This is a genomic window from Tsuneonella suprasediminis (assembly GCF_003605755.1).
In the GTDB taxonomy this organism is placed as follows: Bacteria; Pseudomonadota; Alphaproteobacteria; order Sphingomonadales; family Sphingomonadaceae; genus Tsuneonella; species Tsuneonella suprasediminis.
In genome coordinates this window covers 39,735-63,418 of the sequence record NZ_RAHJ01000019.1, presented here as the reverse complement: position 1 = coordinate 63,418, position 23,684 = coordinate 39,735, and the positions used below count along the sequence as shown (strand labels likewise).

The window sequence follows — 23,684 nt, the reverse complement described above, 5'->3', positions numbered from 1 at the left end:
AGTCCCATTCCAACCTTCTCCAATCGGAGCCTTTACCCATGTCCGACATCAAGCGCGTCGTCCTTGCCTATTCCGGTGGTCTCGATACCAGCGTGATCGCCAAATGGCTGGAGACCGAGCGAGGATGCGAAGTGGTGACCTTCACCGCCGACCTTGGACAGGGCGAAGAACTCGAACCCGCCCGGCAGAAAGCCCGCGCGATGGGCATCCCCGATCAGCACATCTATATCGAAGATCTGCGCGAAGAATTCGTGCGCGATTTCGTGTTCCCGATGATGCGCGCCAATGCCCGTTACGAAGGGGACTATCTCCTTGGCACCAGCATCGCCCGCCCGCTGATTTCCAAGCGTCTGGTCGAAATCGCCCACGAAACCGGGGCCGATGCGATTGCCCACGGCGCGACCGGCAAGGGCAACGATCAGGTCCGTTTCGAATTGTCGGCCTATGCGCTCGACCCGGATATCAAGGTAATCGCCCCCTGGCGCGAATGGGATCTGACCAGCCGCACCGCGCTGATCGCATGGGCCGAAGCGCACCAGATTCAGGTGCCGAAGGACAAGCGCGGCGAAAGCCCGTTCAGCACCGATGCCAACCTGCTGCACACCTCCAGCGAAGGCAAAGTGTTGGAAGATCCGTGGGAAGAAACCCCGGATTATGTCTATTCGCGCACCGATCACCCGGAAAACGCGCCGGACACGCCTGAATACATCACTATCGATTTCGCGAAGGGTGACGGTGTCGCACTGAACGGCGAAGCGATGAGCCCGGCGACTTTGCTCACCGCGCTTAACGAACTGGGCCGCAAGCACGGCATCGGTCGGCTCGATCTGGTCGAAAACCGGTTCGTCGGGATGAAGAGCCGCGGCATGTACGAAACGCCGGGCGGCACGATTTACGCCGTGGCCCATCGCGGCATCGAACAGATCACGCTCGATCGCGGCGCAGCCCACCTGAAAGACGAACTGATGCCCAAATATGCCGAACTGGTTTATAACGGTTTCTGGTTCGCACCCGAACGTGAAATGCTGCAGGCTGCCATCGATCACAGTCAGGCACGCGTGAACGGAACTGTCCGCCTGAAACTGTACAAGGGCATGGCGCAGGTCGTCGGTCGCAAGAGTGCGGATTCTCTCTATTCCGAAGCGCACGTGACTTTTGAAGACGATGCCGGTGCATATGACCAGCACGATGCGGAAGGCTTCATCAAGCTGAACGCTCTGCGTCTGAAGCTGCTGGCCAAGCGGGACCATCGCTAAGCTGTTGCGACGAGGCGGGGATTCCCTCTCCGCCTCAGCGAAATTCCTGCGCGTTTGATGGTCACACCCATCGCGACCGCGCAAGATGCGATCAACGTTTGAGTTATCCACTCGCGTCCACAGCGAAATCTGTGGACGGTGGATAACTACGGCTTGCAAAGCTTGAAAAGCGGCGCGGTGCGGCGCAGTCTCAACCTTGTCGAAAGGGCAGAAACCTTCCGAGATTGATGGACTAACTGCCGGAAAATTCGAAAGAATTTCAGCTCAATCGATATGGCGGCATCTGTCCGCGCGGTCTGCGAGATCGGCCATGCAGCAGGCTTCGGCTCAATGCAAGGCAGGTTGCCTGAACGGATCGCGAAGCAACGTCGCCATGACCGCTACCAGAGCGGTCTGCCGAGGAAGCGCGAGGAGGCTTCGGCCCATCCGCGCAGCCGATTGAGGCAGATCGAACAACGGAAACGGTCTCGGAACCGATAGCTTTAACGGTGCAGACCTTCGGGCCTGCAATACGGGGAGCGGTCGGAACCGGATGCCGGTGCGAGCGCCGGTGACAGAGCCAACAAGGCTTCGGCCCGATGGCGAAAGCACTGGGTGCCAAGTGGTTCCTCGCGGACCCCACGCGCCGGTGAGAGTGGGGTCGACCTTCGGGTCGGCCCCATTTCTCTGTGGGCTTGAGAAGGGGCGAACCCACGTCCCCCCTTGCTTCAGTATCCGCGGGCAGGATCGAAAATTGGGGCCAATGGCTCCCCGGCGCGATACCGGTTGCAGTTGGCGAGGAAGCGTTCAGCAGAGCGCGCGAACATCTTGTCCTGAGCGCGCCCTGAAAGGTGCATCGTCACCTGTGCATTGGGCAGCGTCCACAGCGGACTTTCAGGCGGCAGCGGTTCGGGCGTTGTCACATCAAGCAAAGCCCCGCCAATCCGCCGCCCCTCCAGCGCCGCGATCAACGCAGGCTGATCGACGACCGTGCCGCGCGCGATATTCACCAGCACCGCGCTGTCCTTCATCGCCGCCAGTTCCGCTGCACCGATCATCCCATCGGTTTCCGGCGTTGCGGGGACCGCCAGGATAACCCAGTCGAATTCGCCCAGCTTGCCGCGCCATTCGTCCGGCCCCAGTGCGCCATCGGCGGCAGAGCGGCGCACTGGCACGACTTCGACATCGAACGCTTCCAGCCGGGTTCTGATGAGAGATCCGATTGCCCCCAGCCCCAGCAGCAAGGCGCGGCTACCAGCCAGCTCCATCTTGCCCGGCGAATCGAGCAGCCATTCGCGCCGATCCTGAGCGCGGACAACGTCACGATAGCCCTTGGCATGGGTCAACATCAGCATGACGACATATTCCGCGATGGTCAGCGCGCCGATTCCCGCCCCGTTGGTAATCGTCACCTTGCGTTCAGCCAGCAAATCAAGCGGAAGGAAATCCAGCCCGGCATAGACCGAGTTAAGCCATTTCAGACCGGTCGCCGCGCGTACCGTTTCCGCCATCGCCACGTGGTCGTACATATCGAACCATCCGATTTCGGCTTGCGGAGCGACCTCCAGCGCTTTCTCCTTACTGGCGAACCACCGCGGCTCGACCCAGTCGGGCAATTGCGGTTCGATCAGCGGGCGAATAATGGCAGGCAAGGCGGCAACGGTCATGCGGTTCTCTCCCTTGCGTCCTCTGGCCCCTTCTAACGGAGGGTATCAGTCGGACATCGCTTCGTGCAACGCGGCGCGCAAACCGGTGGGCATGCTCGGCGTCGTCATATCGTCGAGCAGCCAGCGACCATCTTCGCGCACCATAACAAGGTTCTGTTCGACCGAAGTGCCCCATCCGGCGCGCACGCGCATACGGATCGTGGCGTGATCGCCATTCTGCTTCACCGAAAGGGGTTTAACCTTAAAACCCTGCTGATCCCAGTCCTGACATTCGCAGAACCAGCCAAAATCGCTCAACTCGGTCACGTCTCCCGCTTCGTTCTTCGCCATCCACGCGGCGATAATCCGCGTCAGATCGGCGGAGAACACCGGCAGTTCCCAATCGGCGGCCGTGACATTCCCATTCCCGCGATACCCATCGTAGAGCGCGAGAGCAGCCTGCACCGCAGGGCGCTTGTCCGCTGTCATGGCCGCAGTCGGCAGAGCAGCCAGCGACAGCGACGCAGCGATTATCAGTGCGCGGATCATGCCAATTTCCACTCCCACCCTAACGGATCGCCATCCATCACCTCCACCCCCTTCCCGGCGAGCTCGTCGCGGATCGCATCGGAGGTGGCGAAATCCTTGTCTGCCCGTGCAGCCTTACGGCGAACGAGTTCGTCCTCGATCTCTGCCTCGGTGATGGTTGCATCTTTGGGACGGATGCGGAGGTCGGCACGCGTCAGGCCGAACAGGTTGAGGCCTAGCACTGCATCCATTTCAGCGATCACCGCCCGTTTGGCAGCCAGATCGACTTTCTTCACCGCCAGCGCATCTTCAAGCGCCGTCAGAGCCACGGCAGTGTTGAGATCGTCCGACATGGCAGCATCGAATTTTTCGAGCATCGGAACGAATTTGGGATGCAGGCGATCGCGCGAAAGCGGGGCCGTATCCGCACCTTCGGCACCTTGCTGCCTGAGGTCCCCGCCTTCGCGAGGACTCGCCACTTCGCTGAGCTTTTCAGCAGCCATCAGCATACGTTTCAGCCGGGTCAGAGCCGCGCCCAGCCCTTCCCACGAAAACTCCAGCTCGCTGCGATAATGCGCCTGCAGGCACATCAGGCGATAGGCGAGCGGATGATATCCTTTGTCGATCAGCAACTGGAGCCGCAGGAATTCCCCGCTCGACTTGCTCATCTTGCCGCTGCGTTCGACGAGGAAGTTGTTGTGCATCCAGATCTTGGCGCCCGAATTGGTCGCCGTGGAAAGGCTGCCACAACCGCAGAATGCCTGATTTTGGGCGATCTCGTTGGCATGGTGGATTTCGCGGTGATCGATCCCGCCAGTGTGAATATCGAACGGGAAGCCCAGCAACTTCCCACTCATCACAGAGCATTCGAGATGCCAGCCCGGCGCGCCACGACCCCACGGGCTATCCCATTCCATCTGCCGCTTTTCACCCGGCGGAGTCTTGCGCCAGATCGCGAAGTCGGCGGCGTTCCGCTTGCCATCGACCGCTTCGATGCGGCCTTCGCCTTCCTCGGTAACGGCACGCGCCAGCCGGCCATAGTCCGCCACTGTCGAGACATCGAAATAGAGCCCGCTGTCGAGTTCATAGCAGTGTTCTGCTGCAATGCTCTCGGCAAACTCGATCATCGCATCGATATAGTCGGTGGCGATCGACCAGTGCGCCGGCTGCCGGATGTTGAGCGCTTTGATATCCGCCCAATAGGCCTCTGTGTAGTGCTTCGCGATGTCCCAGATCGACTGAGCGCGCTGCGCGGCGGCCTTTTCCAGCTTATCCTCACCCGCATCGGCATCGTCGGTCAGATGGCCGACATCGGTGATGTTGATAACGTGGGTGAGCTTGTACCCCTTCCAGCTCAGTGTGCGACCGAGCACGTCGGCAAACACATAGGCGCGCATATTGCCGATATGAGGATAGTTATAGACCGTCGGACCGCAGGAATACACGCGCGCTTCGCCCGGATGCACGGGCACGAACGGTTCAAGGCTGCGGGTCAGGCTGTTGAAAAGCGTGAGTTCGGTCATACCGTCGGCTTTGACGATGCACACGAGCGCGGTCAATCGTTTCGCAGTCCCTAACGCGCGTGCAGATTGCGACCGGGCTGGCTCAATCCCATCCTTCCCAGCGGACAACTTCGTCAAGCGGTGCGCGCTTCACATCGAACCGATTGACTGGTGCATCGGGATCGCGATGGCCGATCGCCATGCCGCAGAAGAATGTGTGATCCGCCGGAATGTCGACACATTCGCGGACCTGCGGCGAATAAGCGGCCCACGCTTCCTGCGGGCATGAATCGAGCCCTTCTTCGCGCAGCAACAGCATTACGCTTTGCATCCACATGCCAATATCGGCCCACTGCGGCGACCCCATGTATTTGGGGGTGTGGATCAGCATGAGAACCGGCGCACCGAATGCACGGAAATTGCTGGCGAACCATGCCAGACGTTGCGCCTTGTCCTCCCGCGCAACGCCCAGCGCGCTATACATGTCCTCCCCCACGCCGAAGCGGCGCGCCTCGTATGCGCCCTCCAGTTCGGGCGGGTAGATATTGTATTCTGGCTGCAGTGCGGCGCGGCCCTTGGGAAATTCCAGTGCCACACGGTCGAACAGCCGCTGCATCGGTTCGCCGCTCAGTACGATGGCGTTCCACGGTTGCACATTCCCGCCGCTGGGCGCGCGCTGCGCCTTCTCCAGAATGCGAGCGAGTGTTTCGCGATCAACCGGCTGATCGGTGAAGGCGCGGATCGAACGGCGCGTGGCGATGGCTTGGGTGGGGGTCATTGGTAACTCTCCGACAAAGTCCCGCTATCGCTCACCGCATGAACCATACGAAGGAGATCGGGCAATCAATCGACTTCGAACAGATCCGCCAGTTGCTCGATAATCGTGCCGCCGAGTTGTTCGACATCCATAATCGTCACCGCGCGTTTGTAATACCGCGTAACATCGTGACCGATGCCGATCGCGACAAGCTGCACCGGAGACTGTTTCTCGATCCAGTCGATCACCTTACGCAAGTGCTGTTCGAGATAGCCCGCGCTGTTCACGCTCAGCGTGCTGTCATCCACCGGGGCGCCGTCGGAAATCACGATCAGGATGCGGCGATCTTCGGGGCGCGCCAGCAGGCGGTCGTGCGCCCATAACAGAGCTTCGCCGTCGATGTTTTCCTTCAACAGCCCTTCGCGCATCATCAGGCCAAGATTGCGCCGGGCGCGGCGCCAGGGTTCGTCGGCCTTCTTGTAAACGATATGGCGCAAGTCGTTGAGGCGGCCCGGTTGCGGCGGCTTGCCATCGGCCAGCCACGCTTCGCGCGATTGCCCGCCCTTCCACGCGCGGGTGGTGAAGCCAAGCACTTCCGTTTTAACCCCGCACCGCTCCAGAGTGCGGCCAAGGATATCGGCGCTGATCGCGGCGATGGAAATCGGCCGCCCGCGCATCGAGCCGGAATTGTCGATCAGCAGGGTGACCACCGTATCCTTGAATTCCTGTTCGCGCTCAATCTTGTAGCTGAGCGAATGTCCGGGGCTGATCACCACTCGGGACAGCCGCGCGGCATCGAGCATCCCCTCTTCCTGATCGAAGTCCCACGCGCGGTTCTGTTGCGCCATCAGGCGGCGCTGAAGCCGATTGGCCAGACGCGTGACCACGCCTTGCAGGCCGGTCAGCTGGCTATCGAGATAGGCGCGCAGACGATCCAGTTCATCGGCATCGCACAGCTCGATCGCTTCGACCACTTCGTCGAACTTCTCGGTATAAGCCTTGTAGTTGAAATCATCGGGCAGGTCGGTCCACGGGCGGTTCGGACGCACGGGCATCATGCCCTCCTCGCCCTCGTCGTCCGGGTCGCCTTCGGTCATTTCCTGATCGGAGGTGGTTTCGGTCTGATCTTCCCCGTCCGAATCGCCCTCGCTCGGCTCACCAGCGACTTCGGCGGTTTGCGGATCGCCCTCGCCTTCGTTCTGTTCGTCGCCGTCTTCTTCGGGAGTTTCCCCCTCTTCCTCGTCGCCACCATCGTCCGCGTCGGATGGTTCATCGAGGTCGTCGGGCACCACGAGATCGAGGTGGCGCAACATATCAAGCGCAAGCCCCTGAAATGCGGCCTGATCGTCAAGCGAAAGAGCCAGCGATTCAAAGTCTGTGCCCGCACGGCTCTCGATGAATTCGCGAACCATTTCCACCCCGGCACGGGCGCGGTCGGGCACGGGTTCGCCGGTCAGCTTTTCCCGCAACATTAGCCCAAGCGCCGATTGCACCGGCACGTCATCAGCCGACTGCGCGCGGGAAATAGGATCGGATGCGGTGCGTAGATCTGTCGCAGAGGCAAGATTGCCGCGCATCCCGGCAAAATTGTTCGCACCGAGAGCCTCGTAACGAACCTGCTCTATCGCGTCGTAACAGGCACGCGCGGTCGGCTCGCTCGGCGCGTTCTTCGCGTGGAGCGCTTCGTTATGATGGCGCAGCCTGAGCGCAAAGCTGTCGGCAAAGCCGCGCGCTTCCCGCGCCTGATCGGGCGGCAGTGTGCGGCCCGGCAAGGGAACGCGGAAATTCTTGCCACTGGCACTGGGCGAATCCGCGCTCCACGCAACCTCAACCTCCGGTTCGTGCGCGATGGCGCGCGCTGTGCCGGTCAGCGCCTGCTTGAAACGGTCGAGAGGAGTCTGGTCGGCCAACGCGCGTCTGAAACTTACAGAATGCTCTGCCCGGTCTTCGCCCAATCAGCAAGGAAACCTTCGATGCCCTTGTCGGTCAGGACATGGTTGGCCAGCGCTTTGATAACCTTGGGCGGCATCGTCGCAACATCGGCCCCGATCCGCGCGCTTTCCAGCACGTGGGTCGCATGGCGAACGCTGGCGACAAGAATTTCGGTGTCGAACAGATAGTTATCGTAAATCAGGCGGATATCGCGGATCAGATCCATCCCGTCGAACCCGTTATCGTCATGCCGCCCGACGAACGGAGACACGAACGTCGCCCCCGCCTTCGCCGCGAGCAGCGCCTGATTGGCGGAGAAGCACAGAGTGACGTTCACCATCGTGCCATCGCCCGTCAGCGCTTTGCAGGTTTTCAGCCCGTCAATCGTCAGCGGCACTTTGATGCAGACATTGTCAGCGATTTTGCGGAGGATTTCGGCCTCTTTCATCATCGTTTCGTGATCGAGCGCGACCACTTCCGCGCTGACCGGGCCATCGGTGATGCCGCAAATTTCCTTCGTCACTTCCATGAAATCGCGGCCCGATTTGGCGATCAGGCTGGGATTGGTGGTGACACCATCGAGCAGGCCGGTTTCGGCCAGTTCCCTGATATCGTCGATTTCGGCGGTGTCGGCGAAGAACTTCATGTGAAAGTGGCCCTTAAGCTGGATATGATTCTCACATCTGCCTTAGCGACCGCATCACAGCACGGCTAGGGTCAGCGCTATTGCCATTCATCGTTCTGGTCACAGAAAAAGTATGTTTCCTTGCCCCGGCGAACGACCCACGTTGCAAGGGTATCGACAACGGTTGCGACCCCTGATCCATCCGGTCCGCTATACCGTTCGCGGCGTGGCTTTTCGACAAGGTACAGACTGCCATCGGGCTTTACCGGGAAACCAAGGCTGGCGAGGCGGCGCACGACGACGGATACGGGATCGCTGAACCTTATTGCCGTACCGCTGTATTTGAAGGGGTAGCCTTGCATACTGCCTTGCCTCAATCCCACAACATTCAGGCCATTCCAGCGCCCTTCGAAGTCGTATTCGAATGGCTCGTTCTGCACCCGTTCATTCCGGATGATACGAATTCCGGCCGGTTTGCTGATGCCGGGTATGCGGGTGGGATATGCCCGCCAGGCACCGTTCTTGCCAGTGGCTCTGACGGAATTGACAAATGGCCTGAATGCCAAGGGGCCCCACTCGCAACGCTTTGGATTTTTGAAGTCCAGCCACGTCAATTTGGGTTTAGCCCCTGCTGCAACGACACTATCTGGCGCAGCGGATGAGCTTGAAGCATAGCGACGGTTCGAAACAAGGCTTGCCGCCAGAGCAGTCGCCTGCTGGTTTGCTTGTGCCGGGCTGCTGACCCCATCGCGAATTTCGGACAGGAATTCCAAGGCGTCGCTCCGTAATTCCGAATCATTGCCCGCAAGTTGGTAAGCGGCCTGACCATACATATAGGCCTTGTCGCCCGTACCGATGGCTTTGCCGGCAGCCAGAAAGCCTTCCGGGGTGCCATGCATCCCGGCCTGCACATAGTATTCAGCAATCTGATCGGTGCATTTCGACTGAGAGAGAAAGTTCATGATCTTCGAAGGGCCCTTCGGCTCCTCGTAACCGCATGAGAACGCCAGTGCATAATACTCGGCGCCCGTCAGCGATTGCCCCTTCTTCTCACGCCCGCGCAAAGTCTTACGCATCTTGGTTATGGAAGAATGCTGTTTCAGAACCGGGCCGACAATCTCCCCGGATGGTCGCGCCTGCGCCGTCGTTGGCCCGATCATGACCATCCCCGCTGCCACTGCCACTGGCAGGGCTTTCCAAATCCGCATAGTTCGGTCCCCCATTTAATCTCCTGTACGGGGACAGCATGCAAATTAATCGGCGGATGTCAAAGTCGTGCGCCGACCCCGAATACACCCATAATCAGCGGATCGTTGGTGCTGCGCGGGTTGGCGCGAATATCGGCCTCTTCGATTCCCATCTGCTGCCAGATCACATCGTTGACCTTTGTGGAAAACCTGTTGGCAACCTGGGGAATATCCACCCCGGTCAGAGCGGCGAGCGCCTGCCCGACGATTGGATCCTGCGCCACACGCAGGCCATCGCCCACTTCGGGCAGCATCGCATCGATCAGGCGGTTGCCCATTTCGGCTTGCAGGTAACTTGTCGCCGCGGTCGGTCCGCCACGCACCAGATCGACCGCGTTTTCGAACCCGATTACCCGGATCGTGTCGGCCACGACCGGTGCCGCCCGTTGCGCCCCGCGATAGGCAATCGGCGCCAGAGCATTGGCCAGCCTGTCCTTGAATAACCCGGAGGTGAGAATGCGGGCCAGCACCCCGCCGCGCGCACCGAGCATATCTTCGAACCCCACTTGCGCGATCTGCTGGTCCCAGAAACCGCCGGGGGCGGCCATGCGGTCGAACGCGCGTTCGCTGGAGAGGAACAGCAGCCGGGCAATCGCATCGGTGAAGCTGTATCCGCCATATGTCGCGCAGCCGGGCAGCGCCAGCAGGCCCGCCGCGCCAATTCCGGCCAGGAATGTACGCCGTCCAACCGGGGAAATCGGGCTGATGGCAATCGAACTGGTCATAGATGCTCTCCTGATCCTTGCCGCTCCACCCCGGCAACGCCCATATGTATGGGCAGATATGAACCGCGCCCGACTCCTGATGCTGAATGCCGCACTTGGCCCGCTCGACTATCGCGTGCCCGATGGCATGGTGGTCGTGCCGGGTTCGGTCGTGCTGGCTCCACTCGGCCCGCGTCAGGTCATCGGAGTCGTGTGGGAGGAAGAACGCCTGCCCTCACAACGGGTTCCGGACGCGCGCCTGCGCCCGCTGGTGGAGGTTTTGCCGGTCCCGCCGCTGCGCGCCGAACTGCGGCGGCTGATCGAATGGACGGCGGATTACTACTGCGCCTCTCTGGCGTCGGTCGCACGTATGGTGCTGTCGAGCGGCGGCGCGCTCAAAGGCCCGGCGACGATGACGGAATATCGCCTGTCGGGCGGCATGCCCGAACGGATGACGCCCCAGCGCGAAAGGGCAATGGCCGCGCTTGAGGGTGAGCAGGCGACTATCCGCGAGCTGGCGGGCCTGTCCGATGTCAGCGAAGGTGTGTTGCGCGGGCTGGTCAATCAAGGTGTGCTGGAGCCGGTAGCGGTCGATTGCGACCGCCCCTACCCTCCGGCAAGTGCCGACTTTGCCGAGCCAGTGCTGAACGATGCTCAGCAGGACGTGGCGGATCGCTTTGTCGCAGCGGTGGAGGAGCATCGCTTTGCCCCCTTCCTGCTCGATGGCGTGACCGGGTCGGGCAAGACCGAAACCTATTTCGAAGCGATTGCAGCCGCGATCCGTGCCGGGCGGCAAACGCTGGTGCTGCTGCCCGAAATCGCGCTGACCGAAGCATTCCTGCGCCGGTTCGAAGACCGTTTCGGCGCCGCGCCGGTGTTGTGGCACAGCTCACTCAAATCGACCGAGCGACGGCGCGGATGGCGGGCCATCGCCAGCGGAGAGGCGCAAGTGGTGGTCGGCGCGCGATCCGCATTGTTCCTGCCTTACGCACAACTGGGCCTGATCGTGGTGGACGAAGCGCACGAAACCAGTTTCAAACAGGATGAAGGAGTGCGTTACAACGCGCGCGACGTCGCGGTAATGCGCGCCCGGTTCGAACGGATTCCTGTCATCCTCGCCAGCGCCACCCCGGCGCTCGAAAGCCTGCAAATGGCGGCGGCGGGGACATATGAAAAACTCGATCTGGAAAGCCGTTATGGCGGGGCAACGCTGCCTGCGATCACGACGATCAACCTGACCGAAGAGCCGCCCGAACGCGGCCGCTGGCTCGCCCCTCCGCTGGTGGAGGCGATGCAGGCGCGAATGGCGCGGGGAGAACAGTCGCTGCTGTTCCTCAACCGCCGGGGCTTTGCCCCACTGACCCTGTGTCGCAATTGCGGCCATCGGTTTCAGTGTCCCAACTGCTCCGCCTGGCTGGTGGAACACCGGTTATCGCATCGGCTCGCCTGCCATCACTGCGGCCACGAAACGACACCGCCCGACGCCTGCCCTGAATGCGGTGAGAAAGATTGCCTCGTCGCATGTGGCCCCGGCGTGGAACGGATCGCAGACGAAGTCGCGGCAACCTTGCCTGAGGCACGGGTAGCGGTGGCGACCAGCGACACGCTCAATACTCCCGAAAAGGCCGCCGCCTTCGTCGCGGCGGCGGAAAGTGGCGCGATCGACGTGATCGTTGGCACGCAGCTGGTGACCAAAGGGTTCCACTTCCCCGAACTGACGCTGGTGGGCGTGGTCGATGCCGATCTGGGCCTTGAAGGCGGCGATTTGCGCGCGGCAGAGCGGACTTATCAGCAAGTCGCTCAGGTGGCAGGCCGTGCAGGGCGCGGGGCGAAACCGGGCGAAGTGCTGATTCAGACGCGCCATCCCGATGCCCCGGTGATCGCCGCACTTGCTGCCGGTGATCGCGATGCATTCTACGAAGCCGAGACCGAGGCCCGCCGCTATGCCGGTGCGCCGCCATTCGGCCGGTGGGCCGCGATCATCGTATCGAGTGAGGACGAGGCCGAAGCGCGCGAGGCCGCCAACCGCATCGGCGCCACTCGCCCCAACCTGCTCGATGTCGCGATCCTCGGTCCCGCGCCCGCGCCGCTATCGCTGCTGCGGGGGCGATACCGTTATCGCCTGCTCATCAACGCCCGCCGCACCGCTCAGGTGCAGGACGTGATCCGCGACTGGTTGGGTGCGCTGACCTTCCCCTCAGGCGTGCGGGTCGGCGTGGATATCGATCCCTACAGTTTCGTGTGAGGCAGGCGGAAGCGGGGGAAGCGCAAGTCCCCTCATCTCGTCACCTCATTCATCACACCCCGCATCGAACGTGGTGCGCGCATCTTCCACCGCAGCGCGATTGGCCATCGCCCAATCCCCCAGTGCCTGCACCGGTTCGCGCAGCGACTGGCCCAGCGCAGTCAGCGCATAATCGACACGCGGCGGAATGCTGGGCGTTACCGTTCGGTTGACCAGCCCGTCGCGCTCCAGCCCGCGCAGGGTGCGAGTCAGCATACGCTGCGAAATGCCGTCTATCGCCCGGCGCAATTCATTGAACCGCAGGGAACCACCATCGAGGTTCATCACCACCCGCATCGACCATTTGTCTCCCACCCGGCTGAGTACGTCGTTCACCGCCCGGCAGGCGGTATGATCGGCCTGCCGACCCGCAGGGGCGGTAACATCGGGGGAACTAGCGGACGAAAAGGTGCCTTCTTGCGCGAGGGCAGTCATGGTTTCCATATGGCCTCCTGGTAACCGACAGTAACTGGAAAGACCTCTCATGCAAATCCTCCGAATCGACAGCGCATCCACTGGCGCAAATTCGATCAGCCGCCAGGTGACCCAGGCGCTGACCGATCATTTCACCGCGAAATATCCCAACGCCACACTGGTTACGCGCGATCTGGTGGCCGATCCGCTGCCGCATATCGACGATGCGCGAACCGGCGCGATCCGCCAGCCGGAAGACACGCACACCCCGGCAATGAAAAGCGTGTTCGCGGAAGAACGCGCGGTGCTCGACGAATTTCTCGCGTCCGATATCGTGATCGTCGGCGCGCCGATGTACAATTTCACGATCCCCAGCCAGCTCAAATCATGGATCGACCGTCTTGGTGTGCCTCGCCTCACCTTCCGCTATGGCGAAAACGGTGTCGAAGGGCTGGCCGGTGGCCGCAAAGTCGTGATCGCGTCCAGCCGTGGCGGCTCCTACGAACTGGGCGGCACTGCCGAACATCAGGAAACCCTGCTGCGCGATTTCTTCGGCTTTATCGGCGTCACCGACCTCCATTTCGTGACAGTCAACAACGCCGGTTTCGGCCCGGAAGCGGTGGAACAAGGCCTCGCGTCCGCGAAAGAGCAGATTGCTGAGTTGTAAGCGTTTGCGCTGGACTTCTCCTCGATTGCCTCCAACTCTGCCTGGCAATCGAGGAGATTAAACCATGCTGACCGTCCACCACCTGCGGATATCGCAGTCAGAGCGTATCGTCTGGCTGTGCGAAGAGCTTGGGCTCGACTACAAGCTGAAGATCTATATCCGCAGGTCGGACAACAATTTTGCCCCGCCGGAATACAAGGCGCTGCACCCGATGGGCATTGCTCCGGTCATTACCGATGGCGATCTGGTTCTGGGTGAAAGCGGGGCGATCTGCGAATATATCGACCGCAAATATGGCGGGGCGAAGTTATCGCCGGGGCCGGACAGCGCCGATTTCGCCGGGCATCTGTTCTGGTTCCACTTCGCCAACGCCACTTTCATGACCAACGGCATGATGGCGCTGGTCGCGGCACAAATGGGCGGGCCAACGCCCGAATTCGTGAGCGATCGAGTGGCCAAGGCATGGGCGCTGGCGGAGGCACGGCTGGGCGAGGCGGAATTCTTTGGCGGGTCGCAGCTGACCACCGCTGACATTATGATGGGCTTCAACCTCACCACTTCGCGGATGTTCGGGGACACCTCTCTCGATGGGTATCCCAATATCAAGGCTTACCTTCAGCGCATCGCACAGCGTCCGGCATATCAACGGGCGATGGCCAGATGCGAACCGGGTATGACGCCCAAGATCGACTGAAAAAGCGCATCCGGCGGCCGGGCCGTGACAGCGCGCAACGCACCGCCGCCTGGCCGTTTATGGGTGCCTATGCCTGAGACGCCTGCGCTTCCTGCATCGCCATCCGCCGCCGGACCCACCACGGGCGCACGATATGGCCTGCGCGCACGGCCTTCGCCGCCAGCCATATTCCGACCGCGCTCGCCAGTATCAGCGCGATCACCGATGCCTCCGCTCCGAATGCGCCGCCGGAAATCAGGGCCGGGCCGGCCGGATGCGCTTCGACAATTCCATCGACGGCATGGCCGGATACTGGCACATCCCACACCAGCCCCTGCGTCACGTTCCAGCCGAAATGCAGCCCGATGGGCAGCCACAGCGAACGCGACAGCATGTAGGCCGCGCCCAGCATCACCCCTGCCTCCACCGCGATCGCCAGAGAGCTGAACCAGGTGGCATTGTCGTTTGCGATATGGGCAAACCCGAACAGGGCAGATGTGGCGGCCAGCGCGAACCAGCTTCCGCCCAGATCCTCCAGATAGCGGAACAGGATGCCGCGAAACGCGATCTCCTCGATAACCGCCGCCTGAATGCCCGCCACGAAAACAATCTCCAGCCACGATTGCGCGGTACCCAAGCCCGAAACCGTGTAGCCGCCCAGCAATGCGATCAGCCCGACAATCACGGTCATCAACACCGCCGCGCCACCGGTGCCGATGGAAAGCCAGCGCCAGGGTGTGAGGCCGGAAAAGCTGAGATAGTCGCGCCGCTCGGTCCCGATGCGCGGCACGACCAGCTTGTATATCGCAATGGCAATGGCGGACCCGAACAACGCATTAAACGCCATCATGCCGGATTCGGACAATGGCAGATCGATGATAGTGAAAAGATACGTCAGCCCGCCGAACACGATCGCGAACGCTACCATGCTGACCAGCAATGCGATAAGCGGGAAATCGATCACCTGCCGCCATAGTGGCGCGCGGCGGGGGAGGAAGTCGGGATCAAACGATGTTGTCATACTTCCGTATCGCCAGCGTTCCCCGACATGGCAAGTTAGGAAAGCAGACGGATACAAAGCCGATGGCTTCAGCCGGCTTTCCTACATCGTCCGTCACAGGCACAAAGCAGGCGCCTTTTCAGGCCCGCTCTTTCTGATTGTCGAACAATATCCCCGCCGGTGCCGCCCGCTCAAAAAACCGTTTCCGAACGGTGTGCAGAGCGGGCAGCTCCATCTTTACCGGAAGCCGACTTTTTTGCGCCAGGACAGTGTAACATGTGTAACACTTGTTCAGTCTCAATCTGCGATAGCTGAACGACGCGCCAATCAGTCGCCAGCCTCTTCGCGCCGGAGCAGTTCCCGCTTGATGTCGAGGCCATAAGCATAACCGCCCAGATCGCCCCCGGTGCGGATCACCCGGTGGCACGGAATCAGCACGGCCACGTTGTTACGGGCATTGGCACTGCCCGCTGCTCTCACGGCCTTGGGATTTCCCGCTGCCGCCGCGATCTGGGCATATGTCCGGGTTTCTCCGGCCGGTATCTCGCGCAGTGCCTTCCAGCAGGCCTCCTGAAAAGCGGTGCCCTTCACATCGAGCGGGATATGCGCGAAGCCGTTGGCAGGCGCTTCCACCGAAGCCACCACCTGCGCCAGCAGGGCCGCAAACGCCTCCCCACCCTCCACCAGATCGGCTTTGGGGAAGCGGGCGCGCAGTGCCTCCTCCCCTTCGTCGAACGACAGGCGGCACACGCCCTTGTCAGTGGCAGCGACCAGCATACTACCCAGCGTGGTATCGACCACCGCCCAGTGGATCGTCGCCCCCTTGCCTCCATTGGCCCATGCGCTCGCGGTCATGCCCAGCCTGCCTTTCGTCTCATCGTAGAACCGTGACGGAGCGGAATAGCCCGCCGCATAGATCGCATCGGTCACTGTGCCTTCATCGCTCAGCGCTGCCCGCGCCCGCTCTTCGCGCAAGGCACGGGCATAGGCGGCGGGGGACAGGCCGGTGTGACGGGTGAACACCCGTTGAAAATGGGTGGGGGAATAGCCCGCCGCCTCTGCCAGTTCAGCCAGCGCAGGTGGTTCCTCTGCCGCCTTGATCGCAGCAATGGCAGCCAGCACCGCGCGTTCGTCCCGCGCCACGTCTTTGGGACTGCACCGCTTGCAGGCACGCAGCCCTGCCGCCTCCGCTTCGGATGGCGTCGCGAAGAACTGCACGTTCTCTCGCCGGGGATGGCGCGCCGCGCACGAAGGGCGGCAGTAAATACCGGTGCTCAGCACGCCGGTCACGAACTGCCCGTCGAACGCCCGGTCGCGCCGCAGCACGGCGGCCCATGCCTCGTCGTCGGTCAGGGGGCGTTCGGTCATCGCCGGAGTGGTGGCATATCGCGTCATTGCTGGCCAGATAGCGCATCCCACAGCGGCGCACATCCCGGCGCTTGCGGTCAAAGCCCCGCCCGGCGTAGAGAACGCAGCCGAATGGGACGTTTACTAGCCTTGCTCGCCGCGCTGTGCGCCTTTGCCATCGTGCCCGCCCCAGCGCAGGCCGAACCGGCCGACATCGCCGCCGCTGCCCGCGGAGTGGTCCGGGTGGTCATCATGGCCACCGATGGGGATCAGGTCTATCCGATCAGCCACGGCACCGGCTTCGCAGTGACGCCGACGCGGATTGTCACCAACGCCCATGTCGTGCGGCAGGCGCAGATGGACGATACACTGCGTATCGCCGTGGTTCCGCCCGATGGAGACGGGGCCTCCTACGCCCGCATCGTGACCGTTGCCGCGGCCAAGGATCTGGCGCTGGTCGAAATCACCGATGGACTGCGCCTGCCCCCGCTGACCATCGCCGGCAACCCGGCAAGCGACGGAGACGAAGTAGCTGCCGTCGGCTTTCCGATGAATGTGGACCGGGCGCAAGGGCTCGACATCGGGGACATCTTCAAGCCGCAGCAACCGGTGAAAAGCCGGGGCTTCATCTCCGGCAGCCGCCCTACCCGCGATTTCGACACCGTGCTGCACACCGCACCGATCGCCCGCGGCAACTCCGGCGGGCCGCTGCTCGATTCGTGCGGACGTGTGCTGGGGGTCAACAGCTTCGGTGCCGAATCGGATGGCGCCGATGCGGAGTTCTACTTCGCTGTATCCGACCGCGAACTGCTGCCGTTCCTGCGTGATAACGGTATCTCGCCTGCGGTGAATGCCATGCCATGCCGCTCTATGGCACAGCTCGACGCGGCCGAGCGGGAGCGCATGGCGGCCGAACAGGCCACTGCCCGTGCACAACTGGCCGCCCGTGCAGAGGCCGACCGCACCGCCCGCGAACGCGCTCAACTGGAGGCGCAGCTTTCGGTGATGAGCGAGCGGGAGAACGCTATGGCGCTGGCGATGGTACTGCTGCTGATCGCATGCGGTGCCGGAATTGCCGCATATGCCGCACGCAATCGCGACGATGGTGGCAAGCGGATGCGAATCTATGGCGCAGTGGCAGCCGCTGCAACGGTAACCGCACTGGCCATCTGGTTCACCCGCCCCGGCCTTGACGCGATCGACCGCAAAGTGACCGAAGCGATGAATGCGCGTGGTGACGCCGACGATTCGGGTGGCGAGGCTGAAAACGCCGCTGCCGCGAAAAACGGCGGCGGTCAGGAACTTGTCTGCACGATAGAGCCGGGGCGCAGCCGCATCGTCAGCCAGCCACCGGAAGACATGGCCTTCGCGTGGAGCGAGAGCGGATGCGTCAACCATCGCACGCAGTATGGCTTCGCAGACGGGAAATGGAGCCGCCTGTTCGTGCCGAACGACGAAGATTCGGTCTCGGTCAATTCCTACGACCCGGATTCGCGCACTTTCCGTACCGACCGCTATCCCCTGTCTCAATCGGCAATGGCAGCGGCGCGGGCGGCGCGCGGCAAATATACCGCGCCTGCCTGTGGCGCGGCCAGCGCGGCCAGCAGACTGGGCGAAATGCAGTCGGGCGTAGTCTCTTTACTGACGAGTCAGCCAAACGAACGCCTTGTCTATTCGTGCAAACCGAAAGCAGGGGGATAGGCCTGGCCAATTCGTCTATCCGCCATTCCGAGTGCGTCATCGGATAGCGTGCAAAACTGCTTGCGCTATCCACACCCATAAAGATCAATGCGTCAGTCAGGTTGCATCCCGGCAAACCCGATGATAGGGGCGCGCCAGCTAAGCCGGGGCAGCATAACAGTCGCCCACCCAACGGCGCGGCTGTTAAACATTCCTTTCCGACCCTTAGAGGACGACGACGAGTGGAAACTTCCGCCGGTATTCAGGCTAGCCTGCCAGGGCGCTACGCTTCGGCTTTGTTCGACCTTGCGAGCGAGGCGGGCACGGTATCTGCCGTCGAATCGGATCTCGATACGCTCAGCGCCGCGCTGACCGAATCGGTCGAACTCCGCGCGCTGACGACCAATCCCGAACTCAGCCGCCGCCAGCAGGGTGCCGCTATCGAAGGCGTCGCCAAAGTGCTCGGCCTGTCCGATCTGACCGGGAAATTCCTCGGTGTGCTGGCGAACAACCGCCGCCTCGCTTCCCTGCCCGCGATGATCGGAGCGTTTCGCTCGATCGCCGCCGCGCAGCGTGGCGAAGTGAACGCGGAAGTGACCAGCGCTCACACTCTGACCGACGCACAGATCGATCAGCTCAAACAGAAGCTGACCGCGCGCGAAGGTCGTACCGTCAAGATTTCGACCAGTGTAGATCCCGACTTGCTCGGCGGCCTCGTGGTCACCATCGGTTCTCAGCGAATCGATGGCTCGCTTCGTACCCGTCTCAACTCACTTGCACAGGCCATGAAAGGCTAATCATGGAAATCCGCGCCGCAGAAATCTCCAAGGTCATTAAAGACCAGATCGCCAACTTCGGCACCGATGCAGAAGTCTCGGAAGTCGGCAGCGTGCTGTCCGTCGGTGACGGCATCGCCCGCATTCATGGTCTGGACAAGGTTCAGGCCGGTGAAATGGTCGAATTCGCCAACGGGGTGCAGGGCATGGCCCTCAACCTCGAAGCCGACAACGTCGGCGTCGTGATTTTCGGCTCCGACGCCGAAATCAAGGAAGGCGACAGCGTCAAGCGCACCGGCACCATCGTGGACGTGCCCGTGGGCAAGGGTCTGCTGGGCCGCGTGGTCGATGCTCTGGGCAACCCGATCGATGGCAAGGGCCCGATCGAAGCGACCGAACGTAGCCGCGTCGAAGTGAAGGCCCCGGGCATCATCCCGCGTCAGTCGGTGAACGAACCGGTTCAAACTGGCCTCAAGGCCATCGATGCCCTCGTTCCTGTCGGCCGTGGCCAGCGCGAACTGATCATCGGTGACCGTCAGACCGGCAAGACCGCTGTCGCCATCGACACCTTCATCAACCAGAAGGAAGTCAACGCGGGCGACGACGAAGGCAAGAAGCTGTACTGCATCTATGTCGCCGTCGGTCAGAAGCGTTCGACCGTGGCGCAGATCGTCCGCCAGCTCGAAGAAAACGGCGCGATGGAATATTCGATCGTGGTCGCCGCAACCGCTTCGGAGCCTGCCCCGCTGCAATATCTCGCACCCTACACCGGTTGTGCGATGGGCGAATTCTTCCGCGACAACGGTATGCACGCCGTGATCGTTTACGACGACCTTTCGAAGCAGGCCGTGGCTTACCGCCAGATGTCGCTTCTGCTCCGTCGCCCGCCGGGCCGCGAAGCCTATCCGGGTGACGTGTTCTACCTGCACAGCCGTCTGCTCGAACGCGCCGCGAAGATGAGTGATGCCAACGGCGGCGGTTCGCTGACCGCTCTGCCGATCATCGAAACGCAGGCAGGCGACGTGTCGGCCTACATTCCGACCAACGTGATTTCGATCACCGACGGCCAGATCTTCCTCGAAACCAACCTGTTCTTCCAGGGTATCCGCCCTGCGATTAACGTCGGCCTGTCGGTCAGCCGCGTTGGCGGTGCCGCACAGACCAAGGCGATGAAGACCGTATCCGGCTCGATCAAGCTGGAACTGGCGCAATACCGTGAAATGGCGGCGTTCGCTCAGTTCGGTTCGGACCTCGACCCGGCAACGCAGCGCCTGCTCAACCGCGGTGCCCGCCTGACCGAACTTCTCAAGCAGAAGCAGTTCAGCCCGATGCCGTTCGAAGAACAGACGGTTTCGATCTTCGCCGGCACCAACGGTTACCTCGACAGCGTCGAAACCAACCGCGTGACCGAATACGAAGGCGAAATGCTGGCATACATGCGCGCGCAGCACGCGGACGTTCTTGCCGAAATTCGTGAAAGCAAGAAGTTCGACGGCGGCACCAAGGACAAGACTGTCGCCGCGCTCGATGCTTTCGCCAAGCAATTCGCCTGAGCCTGAAGAGACTAGCTAGGGAGCCATCATGGCCTCGCTGAAGGAACTCAAAGGCCGGATCAACTCGGTCAAGTCGACCCAGAAGATCACCAAGGCCAAGCAGATGGTCGCGGCGGCGAAACTGCGTAAAGCGCAGTCCGCTGCCGAGGCCGCGCGCCCTTATGCCGAACGGCTGGGCAAGGTCATGGCTTCAATCGCTGGCAAGGTTTCGGGCGACGGTGCCCCCAAACTGCTCGCTGGGACCGGTTCGGATCAGCGGCACCTGCTGGTGCTCGTCAACACCGACAAGGGCCTGTGCGGCGGTCTCAACGCCAATCTGGTGAAAGCCGCCAAGCTAAAGGCGAAGGAACTGCTGGCAGAGGGCAAGCAGGTCCAATTCTACCTCGTCGGTCGGAAAGGGCGCGCGCCGATCAAGCGCGATTATGCCAATTCGATCGCCGAATGGTACGATACCAGCGAAGTGCGCACCCCCGGCTTCCCCGAAGCCGAAGCGATCGCAGCGCAATTGCTCGATATGTTCGAGAATGGCCAGTTCGATGTCGCGCACCTCGTGTTCCCGGTGTTCCAGTCCGCGCTCGCGCAGGAACCCACGATACATCAGTTGATCCCCGTCCCTGCACCCGAAACCACTTCGGAAAGCGGCGCGGTTGTCGAATATGAACCGGATGAGGAAGAAATCCTCAAGGAACTGCTGCCGCGCTATGTCCGCACGCAGTTGTTCGGCGCGCTGCTCGAACGCGAAGCCAGTGAGCAGGGTGCATCGATGACCGCGATGGACAATGCCACGCGCAACGCAGGCGACCTGATCAACAAACTGACGATCCAGTACAACCGCAGCCGTCAGGCCGCGATTACCACCGAACTGATTGAAATCATTGCTGGCGCGGAAGCGCTCTAAGACCATAGGCAAGGAAGCAACAATGGCCACCGCACCCGTGCTCAACCAGACCACCAAAGGCACCATCAGCCAGGTCATCGGCGCTGTCGTCGACGTCCAGTTCGATGGCGAACTGCCCGCAATTCTCACCGCGCTGGAAACCAAGAACGGCGAAAACACGCTCGTTCTCGAAGTTGCCCAGCATCTCGGTGAAAACACCGTCCGCACAATCGCGATGGATGCGACCGAAGGCCTCACCCGTGGGCAGGAAGTCATCAGCACCGGCGCGCAGATTTCGGTTCCGGTCGGCCCCAAGACTCTCGGCCGTATCATGAACGTCGTCGGCGAAGCGATCGACGAACGCGGTCCGATCGGCGCGGAACAGACCGCCCCGATCCACGCGGAAGCCCCGCTGTTCATCGACCAGTCGACCGAAGCCAGCATTCTCGTCACCGGCATCAAGGTGATCGACCTGCTCGCTCCTTATGCGAAGGGCGGCAAGATCGGCCTGTTCGGTGGCGCTGGCGTCGGCAAGACGGTGCTTATTCAGGAACTCATCAACAACATCGCGAAGGGTCACGGCGGCGTGTCGGTCTTCGCCGGTGTGGGTGAACGTACCCGAGAAGGTAACGACCTCTACCACGAATTCCTCGACGCAGGCGTTATCGCCAAGGATGCCGATGGCAACCCGACCAGCGATGGTTCGAAGGTGGCGCTCGTGTTCGGTCAGATGAACGAACCGCCGGGGGCACGCGCCCGCGTCGCTCTCTCAGGTCTGACCATGGCCGAGTACTTCCGCGATCAGGAAGGGCAAGACGTGCTGTTCTTCGTCGACAACATTTTCCGCTTCACGCAGGCGGGCTCGGAAGTGTCGGCGCTTCTTGGCCGTATTCCGTCGGCTGTGGGCTATCAGCCGACGCTGGCAACCGACATGGGCAACCTGCAGGAACGCATCACCTCCACTACCAAGGGATCGATCACCTCGGTGCAGGCGATTTACGTCCCGGCGGACGACCTTACCGACCCGGCTCCGGCAACCTCGTTCGCTCACCTTGATGCGACGACCACGCTCAGCCGTGCGATTTCGGAACTCGGCATCTATCCGGCGGTGGACCCGCTCGATTCGACCAGCCGCGTTCTCGAACCGCGCGTCGTGGGTACCGAACACTACGAAACGGCTCGCCGCGTTCAGGAAATTCTGCAGAAGTACAAGAGCTTGCAGGACATCATCGCCATTCTTGGGATGGACGAACTGAGCGAAGAAGATAAGCTGACTGTCGCCCGTGCGCGCAAGATTCAGCGCTTCCTGTCTCAGCCGTTCCACGTGGCCGAAGTGTTCACCAACATTCCGGGCAAGTTCGTCCAGCTCGAAGACACGGTGAAGTCGTTCAAGGCCGTGGTCGACGGTGAGTACGACCACCTGCCGGAAGCAGCTTTCTACATGGTCGGCGGCATCGACGAAGCCGTTGAAAAGGCCAAGAAGCTGGCTGAAGAAGCCTAATCCTCCCTGCCCCTTCCCGCATCGTGTGGGAGGGGGCGGCAGGAGAGGGTCTGTTGGGCCGCCCTCTTCCCGGTTTAAAACAGAGGCCCTCCCCCAAGCCCTCCTGCGCCACGCTGGAGGGAAGTTTAGAGGCCCTCCGACAAGTGGAGGGGAACATGCCGATGCTTCACTTCGAACTCGTCACACCGGCCAAGCTGGTCCGTTCGGAAGATGTCTATATGGTCGTCGTGCCCGGTGCGGAAGGCGATTTCGGTGTGCTCGAAGGCCATGCGCCGCTCATGTCGACCGTGCGCGACGGCGCAGTGAAGATCTATGCCACCGATGGCGCGACACCGGTGGAAATTCAGGTCCGCGGCGGATTCGCTGAAGTCGGTGAAAATGGTCTGACCGTGCTGGCAGAACACGTCGAAGACTGATTGCACTGATTGCATCGCCAGTAGATTGCGCTGGCTTCAGGATAGCGCGAGGGGCCACGTCCTCACACCTGCATACAGGTCTCGCCATTGGGCCGACCGTCCGGCCCGATCACCCGGCCGCAATATACGAGCGTACGGTTCCCACCCGATGGCCCTGAGTCCACACGGATGAGGCACGTGCTCTTCCCGACATGATCCGGGCTGCAATTGTCCCAGCCATGTCGGGTTGAGCCAATTGACGCGTAAATGCGCGTCCACCCTCCATAAGTATCGGGTTTCAGGGCATAGATCTTACCCCACCCGTACGGCGTCATTCTTAC

The 23,684-nt window shown here is 61.8% G+C and carries 21 protein-coding genes; 10 read left to right on the top strand and 11 right to left on the bottom strand.

Annotated elements, in window-relative coordinates:
* Positions 1 to 38 precede the first annotated feature (38 nt).
* Entirely contained in the window at positions 39 to 1,256 is a 1,218-nt protein-coding gene (locus D6858_RS10185) for an argininosuccinate synthase (RefSeq protein ID WP_120109839.1), read from the top strand.
* A 707-nt stretch (positions 1,257 to 1,963) separates the two neighbouring features.
* Here the strand turns inward: D6858_RS10185 and D6858_RS10180 are convergent.
* From D6858_RS10180 to D6858_RS10145, 8 genes are all read right to left on the bottom strand, one after another.
* Entirely contained in the window at positions 1,964 to 2,902 is a 939-nt protein-coding gene (locus D6858_RS10180; RefSeq protein ID WP_120109836.1) for an NAD(P)-dependent oxidoreductase, read from the bottom strand.
* Positions 2,903 to 2,947: 45 nt separating this feature from the next.
* Positions 2,948 to 3,430 (bottom strand): DUF3828 domain-containing protein, encoded by a 483-nt coding sequence (locus tag D6858_RS10175; RefSeq protein WP_120109834.1) that lies wholly within the window; start codon positions 3,428 to 3,430, stop codon positions 2,948 to 2,950.
* Positions 3,427 to 4,932 carry a cysteine--tRNA ligase gene (cysS, locus tag D6858_RS10170; protein WP_120110673.1) on the bottom strand — a complete coding sequence of 502 codons (1,506 nt, stop codon included), beginning with the start codon at positions 4,930 to 4,932 and terminating at the stop codon, positions 3,427 to 3,429. The genes D6858_RS10175 and cysS overlap by 4 nt, the downstream gene beginning before the upstream one ends.
* Positions 4,933 to 5,014: 82 nt before the next feature.
* Entirely contained in the window at positions 5,015 to 5,689 is a 675-nt protein-coding gene (locus tag D6858_RS10165; RefSeq protein ID WP_120109832.1) for a nitroreductase, read from the bottom strand.
* Positions 5,690 to 5,754: 65 nt separating this feature from the next.
* On the bottom strand, positions 5,755 to 7,578 hold the full coding sequence (cobT, locus tag D6858_RS10160) for a cobaltochelatase subunit CobT (RefSeq protein WP_120109830.1): 1,824 nt from the start codon (positions 7,576 to 7,578) through the stop codon (positions 5,755 to 5,757).
* 14 nt (positions 7,579 to 7,592) lie between these two features.
* Positions 7,593 to 8,246 carry a fructose-6-phosphate aldolase gene (gene fsa, locus D6858_RS10155; protein WP_120109827.1) on the bottom strand — a complete coding sequence of 218 codons (654 nt, stop codon included), beginning with the start codon at positions 8,244 to 8,246 and terminating at the stop codon, positions 7,593 to 7,595.
* Positions 8,247 to 8,323: 77 nt separating this feature from the next.
* Entirely contained in the window at positions 8,324 to 9,448 is a 1,125-nt protein-coding gene (locus D6858_RS10150) for a hypothetical protein (protein WP_165859684.1), read from the bottom strand.
* Between the two features lie 44 nt (positions 9,449 to 9,492).
* Positions 9,493 to 10,197, bottom strand: a complete 705-nt coding sequence (locus tag D6858_RS10145; RefSeq protein WP_120109823.1) for a DUF4197 domain-containing protein — start codon at positions 10,195 to 10,197, stop codon at positions 9,493 to 9,495.
* 58 nt (positions 10,198 to 10,255) lie between these two features.
* On the opposite strand from D6858_RS10145, the gene D6858_RS10140 reads away from it, so the two are divergent.
* Entirely contained in the window at positions 10,256 to 12,421 is a 2,166-nt protein-coding gene (locus D6858_RS10140; RefSeq protein ID WP_120110671.1) for a primosomal protein N', read from the top strand.
* A gap of 45 nt (positions 12,422 to 12,466) precedes the next feature.
* Here the strand turns inward: D6858_RS10140 and D6858_RS10135 are convergent, their stop codons facing one another.
* A complete protein-coding gene (locus D6858_RS10135; RefSeq protein WP_225081623.1) occupies positions 12,467 to 12,904 on the bottom strand; it encodes a winged helix-turn-helix transcriptional regulator in 438 nt (145 codons plus the stop codon).
* A gap of 40 nt (positions 12,905 to 12,944) precedes the next feature.
* On the opposite strand from D6858_RS10135, the gene D6858_RS10130 reads away from it, so the two are divergent.
* Together D6858_RS10130 and D6858_RS10125 are read left to right on the top strand one after the other, a co-directional pair.
* Positions 12,945 to 13,541: an FMN-dependent NADH-azoreductase gene (locus D6858_RS10130; RefSeq protein WP_120109820.1), complete on the top strand. Its 597-nt coding sequence runs from the start codon at positions 12,945 to 12,947 to the stop codon at positions 13,539 to 13,541.
* Positions 13,542 to 13,605: 64 nt separating this feature from the next.
* Complete coding sequence (locus D6858_RS10125) at positions 13,606 to 14,235, top strand: glutathione S-transferase family protein (RefSeq protein WP_120109817.1); 630 nt, start codon at positions 13,606 to 13,608, stop codon at positions 14,233 to 14,235.
* Between the two features lie 67 nt (positions 14,236 to 14,302).
* Here D6858_RS10125 and D6858_RS10120 read toward each other — a convergent pair whose 3' ends face one another.
* Together D6858_RS10120 and D6858_RS10115 are read right to left on the bottom strand one after the other, a co-directional pair.
* Complete coding sequence (locus D6858_RS10120) at positions 14,303 to 15,235, bottom strand: CPBP family intramembrane glutamic endopeptidase (RefSeq protein WP_120109815.1); 933 nt, start codon at positions 15,233 to 15,235, stop codon at positions 14,303 to 14,305.
* 306 nt (positions 15,236 to 15,541) lie between these two features.
* Positions 15,542 to 16,582, bottom strand: coding sequence for a bifunctional transcriptional activator/DNA repair enzyme AdaA (locus D6858_RS10115; RefSeq protein ID WP_120110666.1), 1,041 nt, complete (start codon positions 16,580 to 16,582; stop codon positions 15,542 to 15,544).
* A gap of 111 nt (positions 16,583 to 16,693) precedes the next feature.
* On the opposite strand from D6858_RS10115, the gene D6858_RS10110 reads away from it, so the two are divergent.
* From D6858_RS10110 to D6858_RS10085, 6 genes are all read left to right on the top strand, one after another.
* Positions 16,694 to 18,262 (top strand): trypsin-like peptidase domain-containing protein, encoded by a 1,569-nt coding sequence (locus tag D6858_RS10110; RefSeq protein WP_120109813.1) that lies wholly within the window; start codon positions 16,694 to 16,696, stop codon positions 18,260 to 18,262.
* A 221-nt stretch (positions 18,263 to 18,483) separates the two neighbouring features.
* Entirely contained in the window at positions 18,484 to 19,038 is a 555-nt protein-coding gene (locus tag D6858_RS10105; RefSeq protein ID WP_120109810.1) for a F0F1 ATP synthase subunit delta, read from the top strand.
* 2 nt (positions 19,039 to 19,040) lie between these two features.
* The gene (gene atpA / locus D6858_RS10100) at positions 19,041 to 20,570 is read left to right on the top strand and encodes a F0F1 ATP synthase subunit alpha (RefSeq protein WP_120109807.1); all 1,530 of its coding nucleotides are present in this window, start codon (positions 19,041 to 19,043) and stop codon (positions 20,568 to 20,570) included.
* A gap of 28 nt (positions 20,571 to 20,598) precedes the next feature.
* Positions 20,599 to 21,468, top strand: a complete 870-nt coding sequence (locus D6858_RS10095) for a F0F1 ATP synthase subunit gamma (RefSeq protein WP_120109804.1) — start codon at positions 20,599 to 20,601, stop codon at positions 21,466 to 21,468.
* Between the two features lie 22 nt (positions 21,469 to 21,490).
* On the top strand, positions 21,491 to 22,948 hold the full coding sequence (gene atpD / locus D6858_RS10090) for a F0F1 ATP synthase subunit beta (RefSeq protein WP_120110664.1): 1,458 nt from the start codon (positions 21,491 to 21,493) through the stop codon (positions 22,946 to 22,948).
* Between the two features lie 161 nt (positions 22,949 to 23,109).
* On the top strand, positions 23,110 to 23,364 hold the full coding sequence (locus tag D6858_RS10085; protein ID WP_120110662.1) for an ATP synthase F1 subunit epsilon: 255 nt from the start codon (positions 23,110 to 23,112) through the stop codon (positions 23,362 to 23,364).
* Positions 23,365 to 23,684: the final 320 nt, after the last annotated feature.

Coding starts and splice junctions, on each gene's coding strand:
- D6858_RS10185 (WP_120109839.1), top strand. CDS start 39: ATGTCCGACATCAAGCGCGTCGTCCTTGCCTATTCCGGTGGTCTCGAT.
- D6858_RS10180 (WP_120109836.1), bottom strand. CDS start 2,902: ATGACCGTTGCCGCCTTGCCTGCCATTATTCGCCCGCTGATCGAACCG.
- D6858_RS10175 (WP_120109834.1), bottom strand. CDS start 3,430: ATGATCCGCGCACTGATAATCGCTGCGTCGCTGTCGCTGGCTGCTCTG.
- cysS (WP_120110673.1), bottom strand. CDS start 4,932: ATGACCGAACTCACGCTTTTCAACAGCCTGACCCGCAGCCTTGAACCG.
- D6858_RS10165 (WP_120109832.1), bottom strand. CDS start 5,689: ATGACCCCCACCCAAGCCATCGCCACGCGCCGTTCGATCCGCGCCTTC.
- fsa (WP_120109827.1), bottom strand. CDS start 8,246: ATGAAGTTCTTCGCCGACACCGCCGAAATCGACGATATCAGGGAACTG.
- D6858_RS10150 (WP_165859684.1), bottom strand. CDS start 9,448: ATGGGGGACCGAACTATGCGGATTTGGAAAGCCCTGCCAGTGGCAGTG.
- D6858_RS10145 (WP_120109823.1), bottom strand. CDS start 10,197: ATGACCAGTTCGATTGCCATCAGCCCGATTTCCCCGGTTGGACGGCGT.
- D6858_RS10140 (WP_120110671.1), top strand. CDS start 10,256: ATGAACCGCGCCCGACTCCTGATGCTGAATGCCGCACTTGGCCCGCTC.
- D6858_RS10135 (WP_225081623.1), bottom strand. CDS start 12,904: ATGGAAACCATGACTGCCCTCGCGCAAGAAGGCACCTTTTCGTCCGCT.
- D6858_RS10130 (WP_120109820.1), top strand. CDS start 12,945: ATGCAAATCCTCCGAATCGACAGCGCATCCACTGGCGCAAATTCGATC.
- D6858_RS10125 (WP_120109817.1), top strand. CDS start 13,606: ATGCTGACCGTCCACCACCTGCGGATATCGCAGTCAGAGCGTATCGTC.
- D6858_RS10120 (WP_120109815.1), bottom strand. CDS start 15,235: ATGACAACATCGTTTGATCCCGACTTCCTCCCCCGCCGCGCGCCACTA.
- D6858_RS10115 (WP_120110666.1), bottom strand. CDS start 16,582: ATGACCGAACGCCCCCTGACCGACGACGAGGCATGGGCCGCCGTGCTG.
- D6858_RS10110 (WP_120109813.1), top strand. CDS start 16,694: ATGGGACGTTTACTAGCCTTGCTCGCCGCGCTGTGCGCCTTTGCCATC.
- atpA (WP_120109807.1), top strand. CDS start 19,041: ATGGAAATCCGCGCCGCAGAAATCTCCAAGGTCATTAAAGACCAGATC.
- D6858_RS10095 (WP_120109804.1), top strand. CDS start 20,599: ATGGCCTCGCTGAAGGAACTCAAAGGCCGGATCAACTCGGTCAAGTCG.
- atpD (WP_120110664.1), top strand. CDS start 21,491: ATGGCCACCGCACCCGTGCTCAACCAGACCACCAAAGGCACCATCAGC.
- D6858_RS10085 (WP_120110662.1), top strand. CDS start 23,110: ATGCTTCACTTCGAACTCGTCACACCGGCCAAGCTGGTCCGTTCGGAA.